This window comes from Sedimenticola hydrogenitrophicus (assembly GCF_025175675.1).
GTDB lineage: Bacteria > Pseudomonadota > Gammaproteobacteria > Chromatiales > Chromatiaceae > Sedimenticola > Sedimenticola hydrogenitrophicus.
In genome coordinates, this window is the sequence record NZ_JANIOA010000031.1 from 1 (window position 1) to 23,644 (window position 23,644).

18 protein-coding genes and 1 tRNA gene are annotated in these 23,644 nt (G+C 61.0%); 8 read left to right on the top strand and 11 right to left on the bottom strand.

Translation table 11 applies throughout. From position 1 onward, the window contains the following. Positions 1-154 precede the first annotated feature (154 nt). Positions 155-1,339 (bottom strand): M24 family metallopeptidase, encoded by a 1,185-nt coding sequence (locus NPX02_RS15490; RefSeq protein ID WP_260294682.1) that lies wholly within the window; start codon positions 1,337-1,339, stop codon positions 155-157. A 128-nt stretch (positions 1,340-1,467) separates the two neighbouring features. Further along, entirely contained in the window at positions 1,468-2,064 is a 597-nt protein-coding gene (locus tag NPX02_RS15495; protein WP_260294684.1) for a TetR/AcrR family transcriptional regulator, read from the bottom strand. A 133-nt stretch (positions 2,065-2,197) separates the two neighbouring features. Here NPX02_RS15495 and tcdA point away from each other — a divergent pair, with 133 nt between their 5' ends. Next, positions 2,198-3,031, top strand: coding sequence for a tRNA cyclic N6-threonylcarbamoyladenosine(37) synthase TcdA (gene tcdA / locus NPX02_RS15500; protein ID WP_260294685.1), 834 nt, complete (start codon positions 2,198-2,200; stop codon positions 3,029-3,031). Between the two features lie 825 nt (positions 3,032-3,856). On the opposite strand, the gene NPX02_RS15505 is transcribed toward tcdA, so the two are convergent. The 4 genes from NPX02_RS15505 to NPX02_RS15520 form a co-directional block, all read right to left on the bottom strand. Beyond that, positions 3,857-4,162: a hypothetical protein gene (locus NPX02_RS15505; protein ID WP_260294719.1), complete on the bottom strand. Its 306-nt coding sequence runs from the start codon at positions 4,160-4,162 to the stop codon at positions 3,857-3,859. Between the two features lie 306 nt (positions 4,163-4,468). Then, a complete protein-coding gene (locus NPX02_RS15510) occupies positions 4,469-4,813 on the bottom strand; it encodes a cupin domain-containing protein (RefSeq protein ID WP_260294686.1) in 345 nt (114 codons plus the stop codon). Positions 4,814-4,842: 29 nt separating this feature from the next. Further along, complete coding sequence (locus tag NPX02_RS15515; RefSeq protein WP_260294687.1) at positions 4,843-5,055, bottom strand: YdcH family protein; 213 nt, start codon at positions 5,053-5,055, stop codon at positions 4,843-4,845. A gap of 100 nt (positions 5,056-5,155) precedes the next feature. After that, entirely contained in the window at positions 5,156-7,981 is a 2,826-nt protein-coding gene (locus NPX02_RS15520) for a valine--tRNA ligase (protein WP_260294688.1), read from the bottom strand. Between the two features lie 637 nt (positions 7,982-8,618). Between NPX02_RS15520 and NPX02_RS15525 the strand changes: the two genes are divergently transcribed. Further along, complete coding sequence (locus tag NPX02_RS15525) at positions 8,619-10,757, top strand: FAD-dependent oxidoreductase (protein WP_260294689.1); 2,139 nt, start codon at positions 8,619-8,621, stop codon at positions 10,755-10,757. Positions 10,758-11,055: 298 nt separating this feature from the next. Here the strand turns inward: NPX02_RS15525 and NPX02_RS15530 are convergent. Further along, positions 11,056-11,131 (bottom strand) — tRNA-Glu (locus NPX02_RS15530). Between the two features lie 124 nt (positions 11,132-11,255). Here NPX02_RS15530 and pcnB point away from each other — a divergent pair. The 5 genes from pcnB (at position 11,256) to panC (ending at position 15,649) form a co-directional block, all read left to right on the top strand. Then, positions 11,256-12,569, top strand: coding sequence for a polynucleotide adenylyltransferase PcnB (gene pcnB, locus NPX02_RS15535; RefSeq protein WP_260294720.1), 1,314 nt, complete (start codon positions 11,256-11,258; stop codon positions 12,567-12,569). 36 nt (positions 12,570-12,605) lie between these two features. Continuing rightward, positions 12,606-13,109 (top strand): 2-amino-4-hydroxy-6-hydroxymethyldihydropteridine diphosphokinase, encoded by a 504-nt coding sequence (gene folK / locus NPX02_RS15540; RefSeq protein ID WP_305792903.1) that lies wholly within the window; start codon positions 12,606-12,608, stop codon positions 13,107-13,109. Then, on the top strand, positions 13,102-13,761 hold the full coding sequence (locus NPX02_RS15545; RefSeq protein WP_260294690.1) for a deoxynucleoside kinase: 660 nt from the start codon (positions 13,102-13,104) through the stop codon (positions 13,759-13,761). Before folK ends, NPX02_RS15545 begins: the two co-directional genes overlap by 8 nt. A 126-nt stretch (positions 13,762-13,887) precedes the next feature. Beyond that, complete coding sequence (gene panB, locus NPX02_RS15550) at positions 13,888-14,685, top strand: 3-methyl-2-oxobutanoate hydroxymethyltransferase (protein ID WP_260294691.1); 798 nt, start codon at positions 13,888-13,890, stop codon at positions 14,683-14,685. Between the two features lie 112 nt (positions 14,686-14,797). After that, on the top strand, positions 14,798-15,649 hold the full coding sequence (panC, locus tag NPX02_RS15555) for a pantoate--beta-alanine ligase (RefSeq protein ID WP_260294692.1): 852 nt from the start codon (positions 14,798-14,800) through the stop codon (positions 15,647-15,649). 301 nt (positions 15,650-15,950) lie between these two features. On the opposite strand, the gene NPX02_RS15560 is transcribed toward panC, so the two are convergent. The 4 genes from NPX02_RS15560 to NPX02_RS15575 form a co-directional block, all read right to left on the bottom strand. Continuing rightward, positions 15,951-17,399 carry an NAD-dependent succinate-semialdehyde dehydrogenase gene (locus NPX02_RS15560; RefSeq protein ID WP_260294693.1) on the bottom strand — a complete coding sequence of 483 codons (1,449 nt, stop codon included), beginning with the start codon at positions 17,397-17,399 and terminating at the stop codon, positions 15,951-15,953. A 180-nt stretch (positions 17,400-17,579) separates the two neighbouring features. Next, positions 17,580-19,088 carry a glycogen synthase gene (locus tag NPX02_RS15565; RefSeq protein WP_260294695.1) on the bottom strand — a complete coding sequence of 503 codons (1,509 nt, stop codon included), beginning with the start codon at positions 19,086-19,088 and terminating at the stop codon, positions 17,580-17,582. A gap of 280 nt (positions 19,089-19,368) precedes the next feature. Beyond that, a complete protein-coding gene (locus NPX02_RS15570; RefSeq protein ID WP_260294696.1) occupies positions 19,369-20,322 on the bottom strand; it encodes an arginase family protein in 954 nt (317 codons plus the stop codon). 125 nt (positions 20,323-20,447) lie between these two features. Then, complete coding sequence (locus NPX02_RS15575) at positions 20,448-22,244, bottom strand: hypothetical protein (protein WP_260294697.1); 1,797 nt, start codon at positions 22,242-22,244, stop codon at positions 20,448-20,450. 449 nt (positions 22,245-22,693) lie between these two features. On the opposite strand from NPX02_RS15575, the gene NPX02_RS15580 reads away from it, so the two are divergent. Further along, a complete protein-coding gene (locus tag NPX02_RS15580; protein ID WP_260294698.1) occupies positions 22,694-23,638 on the top strand; it encodes a chemotaxis protein in 945 nt (314 codons plus the stop codon). Positions 23,639-23,644: the final 6 nt, after the last annotated feature.

Genomic DNA, 23,644 nt, shown 5'->3' on the forward strand with positions numbered 1-23,644 from the left:
CGAGTTTGGGCAGGCGCTGAAAATGGGGCCGGATTCGAGGAGATAAGCCATCGTGTGAGGCCGGCAAGGCAGGCCAATCACCCCGTGAGTAGTTACTCACCCGGAAGCTATTCACCCAATATCGGAAATAGCGCCAGAATCTGACAAAGTGGAATCAGCCACCAGCGGCGGTCTCGATCAGCTCCCGCGACGCCTTGGTCAGAATCTCGTTGCCCGCGCTGCCGATCAGCACGGTGTCCTCTATTTTGACCACTCCGGCGCGCTTGTCCAGCATGTGCATCTCGATCGCCAGCACGCAGTTGTCGGGAATGGTGGCGCGGTTGTTGGCAATCAGTACCGGCGGCTCGTTCACCTCGATGCCGACACCGTGGCCGATCAGCCGGCAGCGGCTGTCGCCGGTGAAGCGCAGGAACTGCTCCTGTACCCGCATCTCGGTCGCCTTCTGCAGCGCCAGGTCATACACCTGGTCGCAGCCCATGCCCGGGCGGATAGAATCGATCACGTAGTCGGAGATCTCCCGTAGATCGGCGTACAGCCCCTTCAGGCGCGGACTCGCCTTGCCGGCCACATAGGTGCGGGACTGATCGGCGTGGTAGCCGTTGACCATGCTGGGGATGTCCACCACCACGGCGTCGCCGTCATCGATGCTCCGGTTGGAGGGGCCGATGGGCAGGGCGGCACTGAGACCGACCCCGGTGACGGAGTAAACGATACCGGTAAAGTCTGCCAGGTTGGCGCCGGAGCTGATCGGGCCCATGCCCAGCGGCAGGTCGGGATGGCGCAGGAAGATGCCCCCCTCGTGCCCGGCCAGGCGGTGGCTGTTCTCGATAATGGCCGAGAGTTCCAGTTCGGAGATGCCGGGCCGCAGTCCCTGCTGGATCGCCTGCTGTCCCGCCTCCACCACCCGGCAGGCGCGGCGGATCTGTTCTATCTCGTAGGCACTCTTCACCGTCCGCTGCTGCAGGATCAGCGGCGAGACATCCTGCAGCTCGAAGCCCTGGAACAGCTTCTGGTAGACCAGGTAGTTGTTGGCCGGTAGCAGATCCAGTTCGATCCCCAGGCGCTTGTTCCAGAGGTACGAGAAGTACTCCTGGTAAATGAAGTCGAGACGCCGCTCCTCGCTGATTTGGGAGGCCTCGATCCCGGCGGTCTGCACGGCGTAGGGATAGCCGCTACGCACAAACAGCCGGTAGTCGTCGGGAAACACGGCCAGAAAGGCCGGCTGGGCGATGCCGGTGTAGTAGAAGATATCCCGTGAGTAGAAGAGCAGGGCGCCGCCCAGCCCCTGGTTGACCAGCTCGCGCTGGAAGATCCTGATGCGCTCCAGATGTCGGCTCATGGCAATCTCCTGTCGGCGAATGTCTCGGTAGGTCGCGGCGTCGCTGGCTGCGCCACCGACGGTTTCGTAATAAATATACCGATCGGTATGTTTTTGGCTGTCGCCGCTTCTGTAGCGCCTTTCATCGGTCAGGCCTGCAACTGTCGTAGATAGTGGTGCAGCTGGGATTTGGTCTGTTCGAGCACGCTCAGGTCCCGGGTGACGGCATAGAGGGCGGCGGCGCCGTTCAGGGAGATGAAGATGAAGTTGGCGATCTCGCGATGCTGCAGCCCGGCCCGGATCAGTCCGCCCGACTCCGCCTCCACCAGCCACTGCTGCAGCAGTTTGGAGAAGCGGATAAAGCCGCGCAGCATGTGCCGGCTCATCTCCGGCGACTGGCCGGAGAGTTCCACCAGGGCATTGAGGAAGAAACAGCCGCCCTCGAATATATCCCCGCCCAGGTAGTTCATCAGGTCGTTCTCGATCACCTTCTCGATGCGCCGCAACGGGTCGGCGATGTCGCTCACCCCGGCGAATACCACCCGGTGCCAGCGTTTTACCGCCTCGTCATACACGGCATACCAGACCGCCTCCTTGCTCTGGAAGTGGCCATACAGCCCCCCCTTGGTCAGGTGGGTCGCCTCCAGGATATTGTTGATGGAGGTGCTGTGATAACCCTTTAGCGAAAAAAGCTGCAGTGATTTCTCAATAATGAGCTGGTGTGTGCGTGCGCCTTTGGTTTCCATGTCCGGAAAAAATATACCGATCGGTATATTTACCATAGCCCAGAGTATGAAACCGGGTCAATCAGTTGTTGGGATATTCTCCCGGGACCCTTAGAATGCCCCTACGGCGCGGCTGTGGAAATGAACAGGCACGATGGATTATACAAGACGATTTGGCGGCATTGCCCGGCTCTACGGCGAGGCGGGGCTCGACAGGTTTGCGCAGGCCCACGTCTGCGTCGTGGGGATCGGCGGGGTTGGTTCCTGGGTGGCGGAGGCGCTGGCGCGTAGCGGGGTCGGAACCCTCACCCTGATCGACCTGGACAACGTGGCGGAATCCAACGTCAACCGCCAGATCCACGCCCTGGAGAGCCAGTTCGGCCGCCCCAAGGTGGATGCCATGGCCGGGCGTATCCGCGAGATCAATCCGCAGTGTACCCTCATCACCCGCGAGGAGTTTGTCGAGCCGGACAACCTGGAACGCCTGATCGGAGGCCAGTTTGATTACCTGGTGGACTGTATCGACGCCTACAAGACCAAGGCGGCCCTGATTGCCCACTGCCGCCGGCACAAGATCCGCATCATCACCGTGGGCGGCGCCGGTGGCCAGAGCGATCCGTTGAAGATCCGCCTGGCCGATCTCTCCAAGACCCAGCATGATCCGCTGCTGGCCAAGACCCGGAAACTGCTGCGCAAGAGCTATCGCTTTCCGAAAAACCCACAACGGCGCTTCGACATCTCCTGCGTCTACTCCGACGAGCAGCAGGTTTACCCGGACGGCCAGGGCGCGGTGTGCAGCGTGAAGCCGGAAGCGGGTAGCCCCGGTCACGGCCTGCACTGCGGCGGTTTTGGCTCGGCCATGACGGTGACGGCGACCTTCGCCATGGTGGCTGCCGCCCATGTGCTGAAAAAACTGTCGGCGGGGCGGCGGTCACTCCGTGGCGGGCATGAGGTCCCCGCGGCCGAGGCCAGCGAAGAGGTGGAGTGACCGGCCTGATTAAGGGCCCACGCAAGAATAATCTCGCAGTACCGAGGACGTTACCGGGTCGCGCCGGGAAGGCGCCGGCAGAATCTGTTGCCATCTGGCAACAGTGAGTCTGGTTGGATACCAGCACATTGATCCGTAGCGATTTTTCCTGTTGCCGGTCGGCGACAGCTTCCCGGGGCAACCCCCGTTACATTTCCTCGATAAATCTCTACGGTAAATCACCAGGGTAATCCCCCGGCTCAGCCGGGGGGGCGCGTTGGGTGTGACCTGGGCATGGGGTGAGCGTCTCTGGATGAGAGATGGCAAATGGACTCTCGCCAAGACGCCAAGCACGCAAAGATTAAAGCCAGGATTAACTACTCACGGGGTGATTGGCCTGCCTTGCCGGCGACGTGAACGGATTCACTAATGCCGCGGGGGCAGGGATGCCCAGGAGCGGCCTCACACGATGGCTTGTTTCCTCGAATCCGGCCTCTTTTTCAGCGCCTGTCCAAACTCGCTTCGCTCAGACAAGGGCAGGCTTGAATCTGAAAAAGAGGCCGGATTCGAGGCGCCATCGAGATCGACCAACAAGGCAGGCCAATCACTTACAGACCGGGTGAGTAGTTACAGGTAGGAATTGGTTTTACTTGGCGCGCTTGGCGTCTTGGCGAGAGTGATGATCCTTTACCGGTCCGGGACCGGAAAGGCACCGTGGGTACGGAAAGTTGTTCGGCCGCCTTGGGTGGCCCAGCTTTTGCGGCGCCCAACAAGCCCCCGGGTTTGCCGGTAGCTAAACTGGGCCGCGTCTATCCGGCGCTCTTGCAAGTGCGCCGGGCTGACTGATCAGACCGCCTTGGTTACCTGTTCCCGGGTGTAGAAACGGCCCGAGCGCAGGAAACCGGCCACCACGCCGGGTCGTGCCGAGGCCACGTGACCGGCTGCGTCATAGCGGCTTACCCACTCTTCCGGCAGGCTGTCCAGCATATGGATCGGCGCCGGGCTGCCGTCGGCGTAGCGGGAGATGACGCTGCGCCCCGACCGGGTGTCATGGAAGGCCGGGACAAAGCCCTGGCCACGGTTTTGGCGACTGACCCCGGGGCTACCCGCGTAGGCCCGGTTCTGTCCCGCCAGTGTCCGTTGACTCAACACGCCCTGCTGTTGGCTTGTCCGCTCTTGGGCCCGCGTTGCAGGGGCTGGCGGTTCCGTCATTTGTCCAGTTATCTGTTTCATTGTCACTGCTCCATTCCTACTTGCCAGAAACGGTGCATGACTCATGCCAATAAAATAAATAACCAACAAAAACAGTCGGATATAATTTTGGCCCGATGACGTGGGGTGGAAGGCTGTAACTATTTGTAAAGTTAGCTTAACAGTTCGTTGCACCAACTCGGGGTCGGCGACGTTGCGGGAAGCGGTATCGGGCGACCGGAATTCCTCGCGGCCGCGGTCCGGAGATCACTCGTAGGCGCTGGGTACCATGCACATGAATACCAGCGGGCTGTCGCCGGTGTTGCGATACTGGTGCACCTCGTGAGGCTTGACCAGCAGATAGTCGCCCTGGCGTATCGGGTGGGGGGTATCCCCCACCATGGCCACGCCGCTGCCCTCGAGTATGTAGTTCAGGTGCTCGCTTTCGTGGGCGTGGTGCGGAGTGTGCCCTCCCGGTTCCAGGGTGAAGACCCGGATGGAGAAGTTGGGGGCGCCGTCCGCCTTACCGATCGGCACCTGTTTGACCACCCCCTTGATGCCCTCCATGTTGACCGGAGTGGTTTCGCACGCGTTCAGTCGGGTGATCTTCATGGCTCGGATCCTGCGGTAGGCTTCGATAATCAGGCGTCCAGATCGGGGATCAACTCATCCTCGAGCTTGGCGATGGCGTCTTTCAACAGCAGCTTGCGCTTTTTCAGGCGTTTCAGTTGTAGCTCATTTTTGTAACCGCCCTCCGACAGGGCGGCGATGGCAACATCCAGATCCCGGTGCAGTTGCCGGATTTCGAACAGCCGGTTTCTCAACTCTTCGTGTTGCTCGTCAATGGAGATCATAGGCCGGTACTTAGTGGCTCAAACGGTATGTAAAGTTTAGTGGTCGCGGACCGTAGTGCAAACATTGTCGTTGCCTCGGCCCGCGACCGTTCGCGTTGCGTTACAGGGCCTTGATCCTGGCCAGTTGGTGCTCTAGCTTTTCCAGCGCGGCAATCTCGTCCGCCAGCTTGTCGCGCTCTTTCTGTACCACGGCGTCGGGGGCCTTATCAACAAACTTCGGATTGTTCAGTTTTCCCTCGATACGAGCGATATTCTCCTTCAGTTTGCCGATCTCCTTGTGCAGGCGGCCCAGTTCGGCCTCCTTGTCGATCAGTCCGGCCATCGGGATCAGCAGCTTCATGCCGCCCACCAGGGCCATGGCCGATTCCGGGGCCTCTTCGTCACTGCCCAGCAGGGTGGCCGATTCGAGCCGCGCCAGGAAGTCCAGGTAGTGGCGGTTGCGCGCCAGGCGCGCCCGGTCCTCCGCGTCCGCGTTTTGCAGCAGCACCGGCAGCGGCTTGCTGGGGGCGATGTTCATCTCGCCCTTGATCTTGCGGATGCCGAGGATGAACTGCATCACCCACTCCATCTCCGCTACCGCCGCCGGGTCCGTCAGGGCATCGTCCCGCACCGGGTACGGCTGGGTCATGATGGTCTCGCCGGATACCCCCGCCAGTGGGGCGACGCGCTGCCAGATCTCCTCGGTGATATAGGGCATGATCGGGTGGGCCAGGCGTAACAGGCTCTCCAGCACCGTGACCAGGGTGTGGCGGGTGCCGCGCCGGGCCGCCTCGCTACTGCTGTCGCCGGTCAGCACCGGCTTGGAGAGCTCCAGATACCAGTCGCAGTATTCGTTCCAGGTGAACTCGTAGATCGCCTTGGCGGCGTGATCAAAGCGGTAGCCATCGGTGGCCTCGGCCACCGTGCCGATGGTGGACTGCAGGCGGGCGAGGATCCAGCGGTCCGCCATGCTCAGTTCCAGCTCGCCCCCGGACTGGCCGCAGTCCTGTTGCTCGGTGTTCATCAGTACATAACGGGCGGCATTCCACAGCTTGTTGCAGAAGTTGCGGTAGCCCTCGATGCGTCCCATGTCGAACTTGATGTCGCGGCCGGTGGTGGCCTGGGAGGCGAAGGTGAAGCGCAGGGCGTCGGTGCCGAAGCTGGGGATGCCGTCCGGGAACTCCTTGCGTGTCGCCTGCTCGATCTTCCTCGCCAGTCTAGGCTGCATCATGCCGCTGGTGCGCTTGCCGACCAGGGCCTCCAGCTCGATGCCGTCGATCAGGTCGATCGGATCCAGCACGTTACCCTTGGACTTGGACATCTTGTCGCCGTGGCTGTCACGTACCAGGCCGTGCACATAGACCTCCTTGAACGGCACGTCACCCATGAACTTGATGCCCATCATGATCATGCGGGCGACCCAGAAGAAGATGATGTCGAAGCCGGTTACCAGCACGCTGGTGGGGTAGAAGGTCTGGACCCGCTCGGTCTGCGCCGGCCAGCCCAGGGTGGAGAAGGGCCACAGGGCGGAGCTGAACCAGGTGTCCAGCACATCCTCGTCCTGGGTCAGGGGGTACTCTTCGGCCAGCTGGTGCTTGGCGCGCACCTCGGCCTCGGAGCGGCCAACGTAGACATTGCCCTCGTTATCGTACCAGGCGGGGATGCGGTGTCCCCACCAGATCTGGCGGCTGATGCACCAGTCCTCGATGTTGCGCATCCATTCGTAATAGGTGTTCTTCCAGTTGTCCGGCACAAACTTGATGCTGCCGTTCTCCACCGCCTCGATGGCCGGCTTGGCCAGTGGCGCCACCTTGACGTACCACTGGTCGGTGAGGAAGGGCTCGATCACCGAGCCGGAGCGGTCGCCGCGCGGCACCATCAGCTTGTGGTCGTCGATCTTCTCCAGCAGCCCCTGGGACTGCAGGTCGGCGACCACGCGCTTGCGGGCCTCGAAGCGGTCCTGGCCGATATAGGCGGCCGGGATAATCTTCTCCTCCTCTTCTTCGTGATCGCGGATCGCCGCGTCGCTGGTGAAGATGTTGATCAGGCCGCCGTGGGGCTGCTCGGCGATCGCCTTTTCGTCCCGGTGCCTGAGCCAGACCTGGTAGTCGTTGAAGTCGTGCGCCGGGGTGATCTTGACGCACCCGGTACCGAACTCCGGGTCGACATAGTCGTCGGCGATGATGGGGATGCACCGCCCGGTCAGGGGCAGCTCCACGAACTCGCCCAGCAGGTGCTTGTAGCGCTCGTCACCGGGATGCACCGCCACCGCGCAGTCGCCCAGCATGGTCTCGGGGCGGGTGGTGGCCACCACCAGGTGACCCTGGCCGTTGCTCAGCGGGTAGCGCATGTGCCAGAGGAAGCCGTTCTCCTCCTCGGACAGCACCTCCAGGTCGGAGACGGCGGTGTGCAGTTTCGGGTCCCAGTTGACCAGTCGCTTGCCGCGATAGATCAACCCCTCCTCGAACAGCCGAACAAACACCTCCTTGACCGCGTCCGAGAGGCCCTCGTCCATGGTGAAGCGCTCGTTCTCCCAATCCAGCGAGGCGCCCATGCGCCGCAGCTGGTTGGTGATGGTGCCGCCGGACTGGGCCTTCCACTCCCACACCTTTTCGAGGAACCGCTCGCGGCCATAATCGTGCCGGGTCTTGCCCTCGGCGTTGATCAGCCGCTCCACCACCATCTGGGTGGCGATACCGGCATGGTCGGACCCGGCCTGCCACAAGGTCTTGTCACCCTTCATGCGGTGATAACGGGTCAGGGCGTCCATGATGGTGTCCTGGAAGGCGTGACCCATGTGCAGGCTGCCGGTGACATTGGGCGGCGGGATCATGATGCAGTAGGGTTGCTGGCTGTCGGCGGCAGCGGAAGGGGCGAAATAACCGCGCTCCTCCCAGGTCTGATACCAACGCTTTTCCAGGCTGTGGGGGTCGTAAGTCTTTTCCATGGATCGTCAGGCTGTCTTGGTTCGGGTTAATCGGCAGGGATGAAACGGGGCATTATAACGCAAGCCTACCGGTTGAATTGCATATTTATCCCCCCATTCCAGGAGAATTTTTCTTGAGCCCTTGCTGAATATTCTGGGCTGGGAGGCGTAGTAGCCGCAAATATACGCCAATGAACGCGAATCAGCCTGTTGGGGTTTACCGGCTCACCCCAACGACTACAAACCATGATGCCCATGGGTAGGATGCCGGTGAGGCACGAACCGCATCAAGCCTTACCTTGAATGATGCGGTTCGCAAGCTCACCAGCATCCTACATCGCCGGCAAGCACCTTAGCCTTGATGCACTCGCTATTTCCTCAGCTGGATAAACCGATCCATTTGCGTTCATTCCATCCTTAGGTCCGTAAACGGTGCATTGCATCCTCGGCTCCGTTTTCGGTACATGGCATCCTCGGCTCCGTAAACGGTACATCCGAGTACCACTCCTCCTTTACCACTCCTCTTGCACCACTCCTCGCGGCTGATTTTCATAAGGCAGCGACGTAAGAAAATCAGTTAAGATTGGGCGGACCGAAAGAAAAAGAGTCGTAGTGCGGTCAATTGCCATAAGAAACGTTAATGATCCAGGGGAGTAAGATGAACCGCAAACGGATAGTGACGCTGATTGTGCTGGTGCTGGCAATCGGCCTGTTTTTTATTTTCGATCTCGGGCAGTACCTCAATCTCGACTATTTGAAATCGCAGCAGGCGGCGCTGCAGGAGTACCGCCAGGCCCATCCCCTGCTGACCGCGGCGGTCGCGTTTGTGATCTATGTGCTGGTGACGGCGCTCTCCCTGCCGGGCGCTACGGTGATGACCCTGGGGGTGGGGGCCATCTTCGGGTTGTTCTGGGGCACCGTGCTGGTCTCCTTCGCCTCCACCCTGGGTGCGACCCTGGCGTTCCTCATCTCACGCTTCCTGTTGCGTGGCCTGGTGCAGAACCGCTTCGGCGACAAGTTGAAGGCGATCAATACGGGCATCGAGAAGGACGGGGCCTTCTACCTGTTCGGCCTGCGCCTGGTGCCGCTGTTCCCCTTTTTCGTCATCAACCTGGCGATGGGGCTCACCACCCTTAAGACCCTCACCTTCGCCAGGGTCAGCCAGCTGGGCATGCTGCTGGGCACCCTGGTCTATGTCAATGCCGGCACCCAGTTGGGCCAGCTCGAGTCGCTCTCCGGCATTTTGTCACCGGGCCTGATCTCCTCTTTTGTCTTGCTGGGGCTGTTTCCCCTCATCGCCCACAAGACGCTCGATGCCCTCAAGGCACGCAAGGCGCTCAAGGCCTACCCGAAACCCGCCCGGTTTGACCGTAACCTGGTGGTCATCGGCGCCGGCTCCGGCGGACTGGTGTCGGCCTATATCGCGGCGGCGGTCAAGGCCAAGGTGACCCTGATTGAAAAGCATAAAATGGGCGGCGACTGCCTGAATACCGGCTGTGTCCCCTCCAAGGCACTGATCCGCTCGGCCCGTTTTCTGGCCCAGACGCGACGCGCGGCGGAGTTCGGGTTCATATCGGCCAGCGCGGAGTTCGATTTTTCGCAGATCATGGAGCGGGTGCGGCGGGTGATCGAAACGGTGGAGCCCCATGACTCGGTGGAGCGCTACAGCGGATTGGGTGTGGAGGTGATCGAGGGGGAGGCGATGATCCGCTCCCCTTATGAGGTCGAGGTGAACGGACAGACCCTGACCACGCGGAATATTATCGTCGCCACCGGGGCACGCCCGTTTGTGCCACCGATCCCCGGTCTGGAGCGGATTGATTATCTCACCTCGGATAACCTCTGGGAGTTGCGTGAACTGCCCGGCCGGTTGCTGGTGCTGGGGGGCGGTCCGATCGGCTGTGAACTGGCCCAGTGCTTTGCCCGTTTTGGTTCCCGAGTGACCATTGTGGAGATGGCGCCGCGGCTGTTAATCCGTGAGGATGAAGATGTGGCGGCGCGGGTGACGGCGCAATTCCAGGCGGAAGGGATCAATGTCCTGGCAGGCCATACCGCCAAATCGTTTGAAACCGTGGATGGCCAGGGGGTCCTGACGGCCGAGTACCGGGGCGAAGCCGTCCCGATCCCCTTCGACCGGGTGCTGGTGGCGGTGGGCCGACTGGCCAATACCAGCGGCTTCGGCCTGGAGGCATTGGGGGTGCGCATCAGCGCACGCCGCACGGTGGAGGCCAACGAGTTCCTGCAGACCAATTTCCCCAACATCTATGTCTGCGGTGATGTCACCGGACCCTATCAGTTCACCCACGTCGCGGCCCACCAGGCCTGGTATGCCGCGGTCAACGCCCTGTTCGGCCTGTTTCGCAAGTTCAAGGTGGATTACTCGGTGATCCCCTTTGCCACCTTTACCGATCCGGAAGTGGCGCGGGTGGGGCTGAATGAGCTGGAGGCAAAAGAGCAGGGGGTCGCCTATGAGGTGACCAGCTACGGCCTGGATGACCTGGACCGGGCCATTGCCGATGGCGAGGCGCACGGTTTCGTCAAGGTGCTGACCGTACCGGGCAAGGACCGGATTCTGGGTGCCACTATCGTCGGGGAACACGCCGGCGACCTGATCGCCGAGTTTGTTACCGCCATGCGCTACCGTCTGGGACTGAACAAGATCCTCGGCACCATCCACATCTATCCCACCTGGACCGAGGCCAACAAATACGCCGCCGGCAACTGGAAGCGGGCCCATGCCCCGGAGCGGGTGCTGCGTTGGGTCGAACGATTCCACGCCTGGCGGCGCGGAGAGTGAGTGGGGGCAAAGCCGCTACCGGCCATCCCTGGACGTACCTACTCAGGGGGGGATTGGCCTACCTTGTTGGCCGATCTTGATGGCGCCTCGAATCCGGCCCCTTTTTCAGATTAAAGCCTGCCCTTGTTTGAGCGAAGCGAGTTTGGGCAGGCGCTGAAAAGGGGGCCGGATTCGGGAAACAAGCCATCGTGTGAGGCCGGCAAGGCAGGCCAATCACTTACAGACCGCGTGAGTAGTTACCCCTGGACAAAACAAAGGGTTGACAGTTTCCTGTCAACCCTTTGTTTTCTCACGTATTTGGTACTCCCTAGGGGACTCGAACCCCTGTTGCCGCCGTGAGAGGGCGGAGTCCTAGGCCACTAGACGAAGGGAGCAGTGCACTCGGGCGTGGCGTATTATACCCACAGTTTGTTTTGGCTCAAGCCGTAATGACCATTTTTTTTAGTTGCGTGATTCTGTACACTCTGGGCGCCGCAATCTTTTTGAAGTGCATAAGGAATATTTAACATAGCTACCCTGCAAATCATTCCCCGCCCCGAACACAACATCTCCAGGGCGAATATCAGCGAACATGCCACCAAGGTGCTCTATCGCCTGAAGGCGGCCGGCTTTCAATCCTATCTGGTCGGCGGTGGCGTGCGTGATCTGCTGCTGGGCCGTGAGCCCAAGGATTTCGACGTGGCTACCGATGCCACGCCGGAACAGGTCAAGGAGGTGTTTCGCAACTGCCGCCTGATCGGGCGCCGGTTCCGCCTCGCCCATGTTCACTTCGGCCGCGAGATCATCGAAGTCGCCACTTTCCGCAGCATGCAGGACGCCGCCGAACCGGGAGACCGGGAGACCGAAAACGGGATGCTGGTGCGGGACAACATCTACGGCACCATCGAAGAGGACGCCGTGCGGCGTGATTTCACCATCAATGCCCTCTATTACAATATAGAAGACTTCTCGGTGGTGGATTATGCCGGTGGCATTGAGGATTTGCGCGCGGGTGTGCTGCGGCTCCTGGGTGACCCCGAGACCCGCTACCGCGAGGATCCGGTGCGCATGCTGCGGGCCGTGCGGTTTGCCGCCAAGCTTGGGTTCATCATCAATCCGGCCTGTGAAAGGCCCCTGCTTGAACTGGGATCGCTGCTCCAGAGTGTGCCGGCGGCACGCCTGTTTGAGGAGGTGCTGAAGCTGTTCATGGCGGGCGTTGCGCTGCACAGCTTTGAAAAGCTGCGCCACTACGGGCTGTTTGGTGAGCTGTTCCCGGAGACCGAAGAGTGTCTGGCCCATGAGGATCATGAGTTTCCCATCACCTTTGTCACCCGGGGGATGCAGAATACCGACAGCCGGATCCGCGAGGGCAAGCCGGTAACCCCCGCCTTCCTGTTCGCGGTGCTACTGTGGGAGCCGGTGCGGCAGCTGGCGGAACACCTCCAGGAGGCCGGCGAGGCACCCCTGCCGGCGATCCAGCAGGCGGGCAATGATGTCCTCATGACCCAACTGGAGCGGGTGTCGATACCCAAACGGTTCAGTATCCCGATGCGGGAGATCTGGAACCTGCAGCACCGTTTCGAACAACGCGCGGGCAAGCGCCCCCATCGCCTGCTGACCCATCCCCGTTTTCGCGCCGCCTATGATTTTCTCCTGTTGCGTGCGGAAGCGGGCGAGGTCGATCAGGAGCTGGCAGACTGGTGGACCGCTTTCCAGGAGCAGGATGGCGAGGAGCGCAACCAGATGGTGCGCCAGGCGAACGGCAGTGGTGAGAAACCCCAGCGGCGCCGGCGCAGACGCAGACGCCCCTCCAAGCCGGCCGGCCAGGGCTAGCCCCGGACTATCCTCCCGGGACGATTCAGAGCAACGATGCAGGCGCATGCCGACAAACTCGTGATCAAGGCCTACATCGGGCTGGGCAGTAACCTGGCGGAACCGGTGGAGCAGATTCGAAAAGCCTGCGCGGCGCTGAAGCAGCTGCCGGAAAGCGTACTGCGGCAATGCTCCAGCCTCTATCTCAGTCCGCCCTTGGGACCGGCCGATCAGCCCGACTATATCAATGCCGTGGCGGCCCTCGATACCAGGCTCGCACCCCATCATTTGCTGGCCGAACTGCAGCGCATCGAGCAGGCCCAGGGGCGTACCCGCGGGGTGCGCTGGGGTGCCCGTACACTGGATCTGGATCTGCTGGTTTATGGCGACCTGATCATTAGCGACGCGGCGCTGAGCGTGCCCCATCCCGGTTTGCCTGAACGGGCGTTCGTACTCTATCCACTGCAGGAGATTGCGCCCATGCTGGAGCTACCGGGGCTGGGTCCACTGGCGACACTGGTGGCCAATTGCCCGCAGGATGGTCTGAAACGTTATGCCTGACACAGCCGCCACACCACCTGGCTACATCGTGGTGGAGGGACCCATCGGTGTCGGCAAGACCAGTCTGGTGAAGCGTCTGGCGCAGAGCTTTGCAGCCGAAACCCTGCTGGAAGCGGTGGAGGAGAACCCGTTCCTGGAGCGTTTCTACAACGATGGCAGGGAAGCCGCCTTTCCGACCCAGCTGTTTTTCCTGTTTCAGCGCAGCCGGCAACTGACCGGGTTGCGTCAGCAGGACCTGTTCCGGCGCGCCCTGGTGGCGGACTATATGCTGGAAAAAGACCGGCTGTTTGCCGCAATCAACCTGGATGCGCAGGAACTGGACCTGTATGAACAGGTTTACGAGCGACTCTCGATGGAGGCGCCCGCGCCGGATCTGGTGGTCTATCTCCAGGCGCCGGTCGAGGTGCTGCTGGCGCGGATTCAGAAGCGTGGCCGCCCCCAGGAGCGGCGCATGGAGGCCGCTTACCTGAAGCGGCTGAGCGACGCCTACACCGATTTCTTCTACCATTATGATAAGTCCCCCTTGTTGATTATTAATGCGGCCGAGATCAATCCCATCGAACGGGAGCGCGATTATCAGATGCTGCTGCAACGGATCTGCAGCGTGCGCAGCGGTAAACATTATTTCAATCCGGCACCACTCTTGTTGTAATATTGCGCTGCACAATGCGGGTTATCCGATTCCTGGGAGCCTGTCGGGCTTGACCGCGGTGGATAAGCGTTAAGTCCGACAGACTCCTGGCAACAGTGGAAAGAGAGAAAACGGGGTAAAAAAATCATGTCCCATGTGACAACCGCAACACTGATACAGATGAAACAACAGCATGAAAAGATTGCTGTTTTGACCAGTTACGATGCCAGCTTCACCAGCCTGATCGAAGACGCAGGCGTGGAGGTGATCCTGGTCGGTGATTCGCTCGGGATGGTGATTCAGGGGCAGGAGAGCACGCTGCCGGTGGATGTGGAGGAGATGGTCTATCACACCCAGTGCGTGGCCCGCGGCCGCCGCAAGGCGCTGTTGATCGCCGATATGCCGTTCATGAGCTACAGCTCGGCCGAGCAGGCATTGGGGACCGCCGGACGGCTGATGAAGGATGGCGGTGCCCACATGGTCAAGCTGGAAGGCGGCGCCACCCAACTGGAGACGGTGCGGCAGCTGACCGCCAACGGCATTCCGGTCTGCGCCCATCTGGGCCTGTTGCCCCAGTCGGTGCATAAACTGGGCGGTTACCGGGTGCAGGGACGGGACGACGAGTCCGCACAGATCATGAAAGAGGATGCCCTGGCGCTGGAGGCGGCCGGTGCCCAGATGCTGGTGCTGGAGTGTGTCCCCAGCGGCCTGGCGCGCGAGATCAGCGAAGCGCTGGTGATCCCGGTGATCGGTATCGGTGCCGGTCCGGACTGCGATGGTCAGGTGCTGGTGGTGTATGACATGCTCGGTATCACCCCGCGTCAGGCGCCCCGTTTCGTGAAGAATTTCCTGCAGGATGCGCACTCGATCGCCGAGGCGATCGGTGGTTATGTCAAGGCGGTCAAGGACGGTAGCTTCCCCGGTGAGGAGCACAGCTTTAAATGATTGTAACTACGCATGGGGTGATTGGTCTGCCTCGCCGGCCTCACATGATGGCTGGATCAAGATCGGCCAACAAGGCAGACCAATCACTCACCGACCGGGAGAGTAGTTCCAAATGATTACCGTCGAAACCGTTGCCGATCTGCGTCATACCATCGCCCGTTGGCGGGCGGCCGGCGAACGGGTGGCGCTGGTGCCCACCATGGGCAACCTGCATGAAGGTCATCTGGATCTGGTAAGGAAGGCGCGCTCGCTGGCGGATCGGGTGGTGGTCTCCATCTTCGTCAATCCGTTGCAGTTTGGCGAAGGCGAGGATTTCGCCGCTTATCCGCGTACCCTGCTCGATGACTCCGACAAGCTCAGCGCGGTGGCCGCCGACCTGCTGTTCACCCCGCCGGTGGACGAGGTGTACAGACGACCCCGGTCGGAGCAGACCCGGATCGAGGTTCCAGGTTTGTCCGGTCAGTTCTGCGGTGCCTCGCGTCCGGGACACTTTGTCGGTGTCGCCACCGTGGTCTGCAAGTTGTTCAACATGGTCCAGCCCGACCTGGCACTGTTCGGCGAAAAGGATTACCAGCAGTTGCTGGTGATCCGCCGGATGGTCGAGGACCTGGCGATCCCGGTGACCATCCATGGCCTGCCGACGGTGCGCGAGGTGGACGGCCTGGCGCGCAGCTCCCGGAACGGTTACCTGAGCGACGCGGAGCGCACTATTGCCCCCGTGCTCTACCGGCAACTGCAACAGACCGTGGCCGACATCAAACAGCGCAAGCACGATTTAGCCGCGCTGGAACGCCAGGCGCTGAGCCGGCTGGAGGCGGAAGGCTTCACGCCCGACTACTATGCCATTCGCCGCGCCGCCGATCTGGCCGAACCCGGTCCCGACGACAAATCCCTGGTGATCCTGGCGGCGGCCTATCTGGGCAAGGCACGGCTGATCGACAATATCCAGTTGGACCTCGAATAAAAGGCACTGACTTAAGCCCAGATGTAGATACCACCTCTCCCTTACCTCCGCCAATGGCCACTAGGCCAACAGCGGAGTTTCGTAGGATGCGGTGAGTAAAACGAACCGCATCAAGGCGGTGGCCGTTTCCAGCGGGGCTTGGTGCGGTTCGCCGGCTCACCGGCAGCCTACGTCAAGGTCAGGATGTAGATTGAGTGGGTTAGCGTTTTTTGTGTAACCCAACCGGCCTCCGCCGGGGTCGCGCGGTGCATGGCTCAAACTGAATCGTCCCCCGGCAGCGCCGGGGGATTGGCTCGGTGTATTAGCCCAGGCCGCCCATGCACAGGTACTTCACCTCGATGAACTCCTCCAGGCCGTAGCGCGAGCCCTCGCGGCCGATACCGGACTCCTTGACGCCGCCGAACGGCGCCACCGCAGTGGAGATGATTCCCTCGTTGATGCCGATCATGCCGCTCTCCAGGGCCTCCGCCACCCGCCAGACGCGGCCGATGTCGCGGGCATAGAAGTAGGCGGCCAGTCCGAACGGCGTGTCGTTGGCCAGTTCGATCGCCTCCTGCTCGGTTTTGAATCTGAACAGTGGGGCGACCGGTCCGAAGGTCTCTTCGCGGGCGATGCGCATGTTGCGGGTGACGTCGGCCAGGATGGTCGGCTGATAGAAGGTGCCCCCCAACTCATGCAGCTTGCCGCCGGTCATCAGCCGGGCACCCTTGGCCATGGCGTCGTCCACATGCCGCTGCACCTTGTCCACCGCCGCCTGGTTGATCAGCGGACCCTGCTGGGTATCGCTGGTCAGTGCCGGTCCGACCTGCAGTGCCTCGACCGCCTTGGCCAGCTTTTCGGCAAACTCATCATAGATGCTGTCCTGGATCAGGAAGCGATTGGTACAGACGCAGGTCTGGCCGCTGTTGCGGTATTTTGAGGCCAGCGCACCGGCCACGGCGGCGTCGATATCAGCGTCATCGAATACCAGGAAGGGCGCGTTGCCGCCCAATTCGAGTGATACCTTTTTAACCGTACCGGCGCACTGGGCCATGAGCAGTTTGCCGACCGCGGTGGAGCCGGTGAACGAGAGCTTGCGCACCAGCGGGTTGCCGGTCAGCTCGGCCCCCACCGCTGTCGCATCATCGGTGGGCAGGACGTTGAACACCCCCGGCGGTATCCCGGCCTCCTCGGCCAGTGCTGCCAAGGCCAGGGCGGAGAGCGGGGTGTCCGGTGCCGGTTTGATCACCACGGTGCAGCCGGCTGCCATGGCCGGCGCGCATTTGCGGGTGATCATGGCGTTGGGGAAATTCCACGGGGTGATTGCGGCCACCACGCCGATCGGCTGTTTGATCACCACAAAGCGCCGGTCGGCGGGGGCGGGGATCACATCGCCATAGACCCGCTTGGCCTCTTCGGCGAACCACTCGATAAAACTGGCCCCGTAGGCGATCTCGCCGCGACTTTCCGCCAGCGGCTTGCCCTGCTCCAGGCTGAGCAGTTGGGCCAGCGCCTCCTGGTTCTCCATGATCAGTTCGAACCAGCGCCGCAGCAGGCTGCTGCGCTCCTGGGCGGCGCGCTGGCGCCAGCCGCGGAAGGCCCGTTCCGCCAGCTCGATGGCACGCCGGGTCTCGACCCCGCCGAGCGCGGGCACCCGGGTGATTTCGCTGTGGTTCGCAGGATTGGTCACGGCGAAGGTGCGCCCGTCGTCGGCCGCCACCCATTCGCCGTTGATATAGGCTTGATTCTTCAGCAGATTGGAGATTGTCATCTGGTTATACCGCCCTGATTTCGTTGTGATAGTGGGTTCAACCTAAATTTACCTGATTACCCATCCAACTTAACAGTAGTCAGGAAAAATAGGCGCCGCGAATGAATGCGGATAAGTCTGTTGGGGTTCGTCCTTCACCCCAACCTACGCTACAGCGATGTGGGCGGGAGGGTGTGCTGCTCAGGCGAGCAGACTGGCGGCGGGATGATCGATTGCCGCGCGATAACGCTGCAGATAGTGCTGCGCGGTTTCGCTCGCGGGAAAACTGCGGGACATGCCCTGCAGGGCCAGTTTCTGCCACCAGATGGGTGGTTTGGCATGGAATGCGCTGACCCGGGCGATAACATCGGCCAGCTGTTCGGGGGTGGCCGGTTGATAGAGAAAACCGCTGGCGGCGCCATGCAGCAGGTTGGCCGGCGTGGCATCCGTCACGGTCTCCCGCATCGAGGGTGTGGCGTGGGCGATGGGCACCGTCCCGTAGGCCAGGCCACACTGCGCCTGGTATGCCGAGGGGTAGTGCCGGGCGGGCAACAGCAGACAGTCGCAGGCGGCGAGGATCCGGTGCCAGCCTGGCTCATCTGTCGCCAGCTGCAGGCTGAGCCGGCGTGGCCGCTGTCGGGCCAGTTCGAGCAGTGGTTCGAGCGCCGGTTCTGCCGCTCCGGCGGCGATCAGCAGGTGCAGCGGGAGGTCGGGATCGGCTGCCGCCAGCAGTGCGTGCAGTTGCCGCACCTCGGTATCGTCGGGGGCGGTTGCGAGATAACCGATCAGCAGATCCCGTTCGTCCAGCGGGAGTCCCAGGTCGGCCTGCAGGTGCTGCCGATTGAGGCGTTTCAGTTCGAACGACGAACTGTCGTACTGCTGATGAATATAGGGATCGGTGGCCGGGTTCCAGCGTCGGTAATCGACCCCGGAGGCGATGCCGCTCAGGCGACCGGCACGTTCCGCCAGCAGCCTCGCCAGGGGGTGCAGCGCGGGATCACTCAGGAGCGCCCCTCGATAACCGGCGCTGGGCAGTGCCAGTTCATCGGCCATCAGGATCGCCCCCTTTTCGAACGAGAGCCTGCCCGCCATCTCCAGGGCGCCCGATTTGAGCAGTTCGACCGGGAGCGCAAGCTGGCGAACCTGTTCTCCCGTAAAACTCCGGTGATCGGTGTCATGCAGGGTATAGAGTGTCGCCGGGCGACTCCATTCGTCGGCCAGCAGGGGGATGGCCAGTGCCGTCTGCCAGCCGTTACAGTGCAGCAGCTCCGGCTGCCAGTTGAGCCCCGCGCGGTTGACCGCCATCAGCGACACGACACGGCTGAACACGCCAGCGCGGATGGCGGATTCGGTAGCCGCCTGGGCCGACTCCTGCTGCGCGGATGGTGGCGGTTGATCGAACAGACCGGGAATATCCACCAGATACAGGCGGACGTTCTGCTCCAGCCGACGCTCCAGAATACGTGCCTCCCGTCCGCTCCCCGGCAGGCGGATCCTGGAGACCGGGAGCAACCCGTCAGCCTGCGACAGCAGTGCCGGATAGCCCGGCCTGATCAGCCGGATATCGTGCCCCATCGAACCGAGCGTGGCGGTCAGGGTGGTGGTGAACTCCGCCAGGTCATGGTTGCCACCGGGCGGGGGTATCGCATCCGAGGCGAACAGAATCCGCTGGGGTGTCATTGACGGGTCGCAGGTTGTGGCATTCAACAAGGGTGCTCTCCGGTCATTCGCGCAGAGTTTGGCAACGCGTCGCCGTTACCGGGCGATCGGGCGAAGCCTGTGGCCGGGTCAAAAAATTAACGGCTCTGAGTACAATGCTACTTAGTTAAGCTTAAAACTCCCGTCATTCCGGCGCAGGCCGGAATCCAGAGAAGCGACCACCATTGGTGGAAATGGATCCCGGCCTGCGCCGGAATGACGATCCACTTACTTTCACGGGAATAGACTGCCTAATTAAGTGCCATTCGGCTCTGAGTATATACATAATTCTTCAGTCGGGCGAATTTCCATCCTGATCAGGAATCAGGCCGTGTAGCGTGCGCAGCCAGGCGCGGGCGATATTCGCCCGGTTGTAGCCGCCGCCACCCAGGGCCAGGATGCGGCCGCCGCAGGTGGCCTGGGCGTAGTCGCGGACGCGTTTCGCCGTCTGGTAATGCACCTGGTCACTGAACTGCAGATGGGTGATCGGATCACCGGCCAGACTGTCGGCACCGCACTGCAGGATGATGAATTCAGGATGATGCCGTTCCATGACCCCGGCGATTTTCGGCCAGTGGCTGAAAAACAGCTCGTCCGTCGCGCCGGGCGGCAGGGGGATATTCAGTTTGGACCCGCGCGCCGCGCCGCTACCGCATTCGTTCTCACTGCCGGTACCCGGATAGAGGTAGCGGCCATCCTCATGCACATCGATAAACAGCAGATCGGGGTCCTGCTCAAAGGCATAAAAGACGCCGTCGGCATGGTGGGCGTCGATATCGATATAGAGTATCCGGCGGACCCGGTGCCGTTGGCGCAGCGCCTCAATGGCAATACCGCAGTCGTTGAATACGCAGAACCCGGCCGAGGAGGTGCGGCTGGCATGGTGCAGCCCGGCGATGGGCACGAACGCCTCCGCCGTATGACCCTGCATGATCTCGTTCACTGCATCCAGTACCGTGCCGACCACCACCAGGGCGGTTTCATATATTCCGGGGAATATGGGTGTATCCGGGTCCAGCATGCCCACGCCCAGCTCGGACAGCAGACGTACCCGGCGTACATATTCGGCGCTGTGGAACAGCCGTGCATCTTCGGCGGTTCCCTGGACCGGGGCCTTTATGCTGCAGCGCCCGACCAGGTCCGAGTGCTGGAAGGCCTGCCAGAAGGCGTTGAAGCGATCGGGCCCCAGCGGATGACCCTCGCCGAAGCCGTAGCGTGCAAGTGCGTCACCGGCATAGATATACATGGTGGCACGTTCGCAGGGCGGTGGATGAAGCAGCGGCCGAAGCGACGAGGTACGCGGGCTGGCGTGAAACCGTCGCCGGCCCGGTGCGCGGAATGCTGTCGCTGATCACAGGCATCGACGCATCGCTAGGAGAAGAGGCGGCCGAGCCAGGAGCGTTTTCTCTCCGCCGTGGGGGTGTGAACTTTGTGAGGATGCAACTGCATCGGGCGCTTGATGACCCCCTTGAGACACTGATTGCAGATTTCGTTATACAGGGCGCGCGACTCCTTCAGCAGCGCCTCTTTGTCCCGCACGAAGTAGTCGCTGACGCCGGAGTTGAAGGCGTCGACGATATCCTGGAATCCGGCGAAGGTCTCGGCTATGACGAACTGGGCCGACTCGTTCTTCAGGAACACCAGTTCATCGATCATCTCCCGTAGCGACTTCTCCTTCTGTTTGTCATGGTCCATCAGACCCTGTAGTTTTATTCTCAGGACATCGCTGAACTGTTTGAAGTGGGAGACTTTCTCGTCATCGGGAACCAGGATGGAGCGATCCACCACCACCTTCAGTTGGGCGATATTCTGGATCAGGTGATAGGTGGTGAGGTCGGAAATCAGGCCGCGCATCTTTTCCAGTTCTATTTCACGCTCCTTGGTCATAATGGCCCGGCTGTGTGACAGCAGGGTGGCATTGGAAAAGAGGATGGAATAGATCTTGATCCAGCTGGCCAGCTGGGTCGGACTCAGGGCGGTGGAGATGCTGAAGGCGGCACGCTCCAACTCGGCGAAGGGCTTGGTGGCCGCATTCTGCATTTGCCGGGTGGAAAGTTCGAACACCTCCTTCAGGCAGACCAGCTTCTCCAGGGCAATCTTGACCTTTGCCTCATGCTCCTCCGAGAGTTTGTCGGCGGTGGGGGCAATCTGTTTCAGGAATTCGTTGGTAAAGGCCAGTTCGGATTCGATCATCCGATGGCGGATGCGCATCTGCTCTTCGGCGCAGAGATATTCGTCGACAAAGGTGGCAGCCAGTTTCCGGAGTATGGCCGGTTCATCCCTGTTGATCTGTTCCAGCAGTTCGTCGAACATCTTGCGGGCCTTAGGCGACAGGTTCTCGGAACCTTTGTATTGCAGCACATAAGTGACCTGACTGGCGATTTCCGTGTAATCCTCATCCGCCAGCAGTTGATGCTTTTTGATGTACTTCATCAGGTTCATGAATGCCAGATGCAGCGAGACCTGGGTTGCCAGCGTGGGTTCGATGCCGCTCGACTTGTAGTGCCTGAACAGGTTGAACTCCGCCTGTTCCGATTCCGCCGTCGGGCTGTTCTCCTGGCCATGCACTTCCCCCCCCATCAACTGGACGATCTTCATCAGGTAGGGTTTGACCGAAAGATACTTGTAATTCGATCGCAGCTGGTTGTACAGGGTGTTGAACTGGGCATTGAGGATTGTGGCGTTTTTCAGCGGGAAATTGCTGTAGGGTTGCAGCAGATCAGAGATGGTTCGGCGACCTTTCTCGATGCGGATGAGGGCGTTCTTGTACTCATCCACCAGATCGTCGGAGAGTTTCTTGCTGTCGCCATGTTCCGGATTCTGGCGGATGGCGGTGAGGAAATCGTCCGGCATTTTCGACGCCAGAAAGACCTCGGTGGCCGCTTCGCCGAATTTTTTCCTGATCTGTTCGCCGATCTCGAAATAGTTGGCCTGGATGGATCGCTCGGGACTGGATCTGAGGATATCCTCCAGTTCGCTGATCAGAGCGGCCGCCAACTGCTCCTGCTTGACCGAGGAGGATGACAATTTACCCTTCGCGAGCAGCCGCCGATAAGTCGCCATATAGTCAGGGGCGCTCTTGACCTGATCGACCAGACGGATGAGCCCCAACACGTCCTGACGGTCGTATTTCTCCAGCAGTGCTGCTTGCTGCGCAGATAGTTCCATAGTTGTCCTGATCGGCTAATCGCCCACGGTGGTCACCTTTATACATAGGATAGCCAGATAGCGGCAATTCAAGGTTAAAATTTAACGTATTGGTTCGCAATATTCCCTGCCGTGCATGACCCATGCAGCGCCCGGACGCGTACGCTCCCCCCCGGTTATCCACCATGGCGACGGGTCGCTGATCAGGCCGATTCACCGGTTATAGTCACAGGGCGCCCCGTGGGCGCCGCCGGCGGGCACAGCCCGCCCTTCAGGGAGGGCCTGAAACCGGGGGTTACATTGGGTATTCAATAGTAAAAACAGTGATTTAACTAATGCAGTAGGGGGGAAGTAGATTCAACTAAAGCAATCCTCTGTGCGGCCGCTATGTTAACCATCTGGAGTTAAAACCAGGGGCCTTTCAGGCACGACTAGGCAAAGCACTTCAACCCATTGATCGGCGGTAAGTAATGGCAAATTTCATTGATTCTGTAGACAGTCGCACACAACTGGCGGGCACCAATCGGCTGGAGGTGCTGTTGTTCAGCCTGGGGCGCGATGCGGTCACTGGCAGAGAGGAGACTTTCGGAGTCAATGTCTTCAAGGTGCGGGAAGTGATGCATATACCGGAGATCACCCGGGCACCGGACATGCCTGCCTCGGTAGAGGGCATGGTGAGCCTGCGCGGTAACATGATCCCGATTATCAACCTGCCGAAATTCTGTGGCGTTAATTCCGAGGAGAAACCCAGCATCCTGATTGTGACCGAATACAACAAGAACGTGCAGGGCTTTCTGGTGCACTCGGTGGACAATATCGTGCGGCTCGCCTGGGAGGACGTGAAGGTCCCGCCCAATATGATGGCCCAGCGGCATGGCGGACTGGTCACGGCGGTGACCGAACTTTCCGACAAGCGCATCGTCATGATCATGGATGTGGAGATGGTATTGGCCAAGACCTCTGGCTTCGGTGAAGGTGAGGAGCTGTTTGAAGGCATCGAGAAGATCGCCCGGGACGACGTAACGGTGCTGTTTGCGGATGATTCCGCGGTGGCCCGGGATCAGATCGTCAGGACTCTGAACCATATCGGCGTCAAGCACCTGAGCGCGTCCAACGGCGCCGAGGCGTGGGAGAAGATCCAAGACCTGGCCGACCGGGCCACGGCCGCGGGCCGCAAGGTCAGTGACTACATACAGATCATTCTTACCGACGTGGAGATGCCGGAAATGGACGGCTATGTCCTGACCAAGAACATCAAGCAGGATCCTCGACTGGCGGATATCCCGGTCATTATGCACTCCTCGCTTTCCGCCGATGCCAACCAGGAGCTGGGGCGTGGCGTGGGTGCCGACGCCTATGTGCCGAAATTCGAGCCGGCCGAGCTGGCGGCCAAGCTGCAGGAAATTCTGAAATAGTCTTAA

Bases quoted from the DNA above. Each gene is read 5' to 3' on its own strand.
- NPX02_RS15490 (WP_260294682.1), bottom strand. From the start codon at position 1,339: ATGAGCCGACATCTGGAGCGCATCAGGATCTTCCAGCGCGAGCTGGTC.
- NPX02_RS15495 (WP_260294684.1), bottom strand. From the start codon at position 2,064: ATGGAAACCAAAGGCGCACGCACACACCAGCTCATTATTGAGAAATCA.
- tcdA (WP_260294685.1), top strand. From the start codon at position 2,198: ATGGATTATACAAGACGATTTGGCGGCATTGCCCGGCTCTACGGCGAG.
- NPX02_RS15510 (WP_260294686.1), bottom strand. From the start codon at position 4,813: ATGAAGATCACCCGACTGAACGCGTGCGAAACCACTCCGGTCAACATG.
- NPX02_RS15515 (WP_260294687.1), bottom strand. From the start codon at position 5,055: ATGATCTCCATTGACGAGCAACACGAAGAGTTGAGAAACCGGCTGTTC.
- NPX02_RS15520 (WP_260294688.1), bottom strand. From the start codon at position 7,981: ATGGAAAAGACTTACGACCCCCACAGCCTGGAAAAGCGTTGGTATCAG.
- NPX02_RS15525 (WP_260294689.1), top strand. From the start codon at position 8,619: ATGAACCGCAAACGGATAGTGACGCTGATTGTGCTGGTGCTGGCAATC.
- folK (WP_305792903.1), top strand. From the start codon at position 12,606: ATGCAGGCGCATGCCGACAAACTCGTGATCAAGGCCTACATCGGGCTG.
- NPX02_RS15545 (WP_260294690.1), top strand. From the start codon at position 13,102: ATGCCTGACACAGCCGCCACACCACCTGGCTACATCGTGGTGGAGGGA.
- panB (WP_260294691.1), top strand. From the start codon at position 13,888: ATGTCCCATGTGACAACCGCAACACTGATACAGATGAAACAACAGCAT.
- panC (WP_260294692.1), top strand. From the start codon at position 14,798: ATGATTACCGTCGAAACCGTTGCCGATCTGCGTCATACCATCGCCCGT.
- NPX02_RS15560 (WP_260294693.1), bottom strand. From the start codon at position 17,399: ATGACAATCTCCAATCTGCTGAAGAATCAAGCCTATATCAACGGCGAA.
- NPX02_RS15570 (WP_260294696.1), bottom strand. From the start codon at position 20,322: ATGTATATCTATGCCGGTGACGCACTTGCACGCTACGGCTTCGGCGAG.
- NPX02_RS15575 (WP_260294697.1), bottom strand. From the start codon at position 22,244: ATGGAACTATCTGCGCAGCAAGCAGCACTGCTGGAGAAATACGACCGT.
- NPX02_RS15580 (WP_260294698.1), top strand. From the start codon at position 22,694: ATGGCAAATTTCATTGATTCTGTAGACAGTCGCACACAACTGGCGGGC.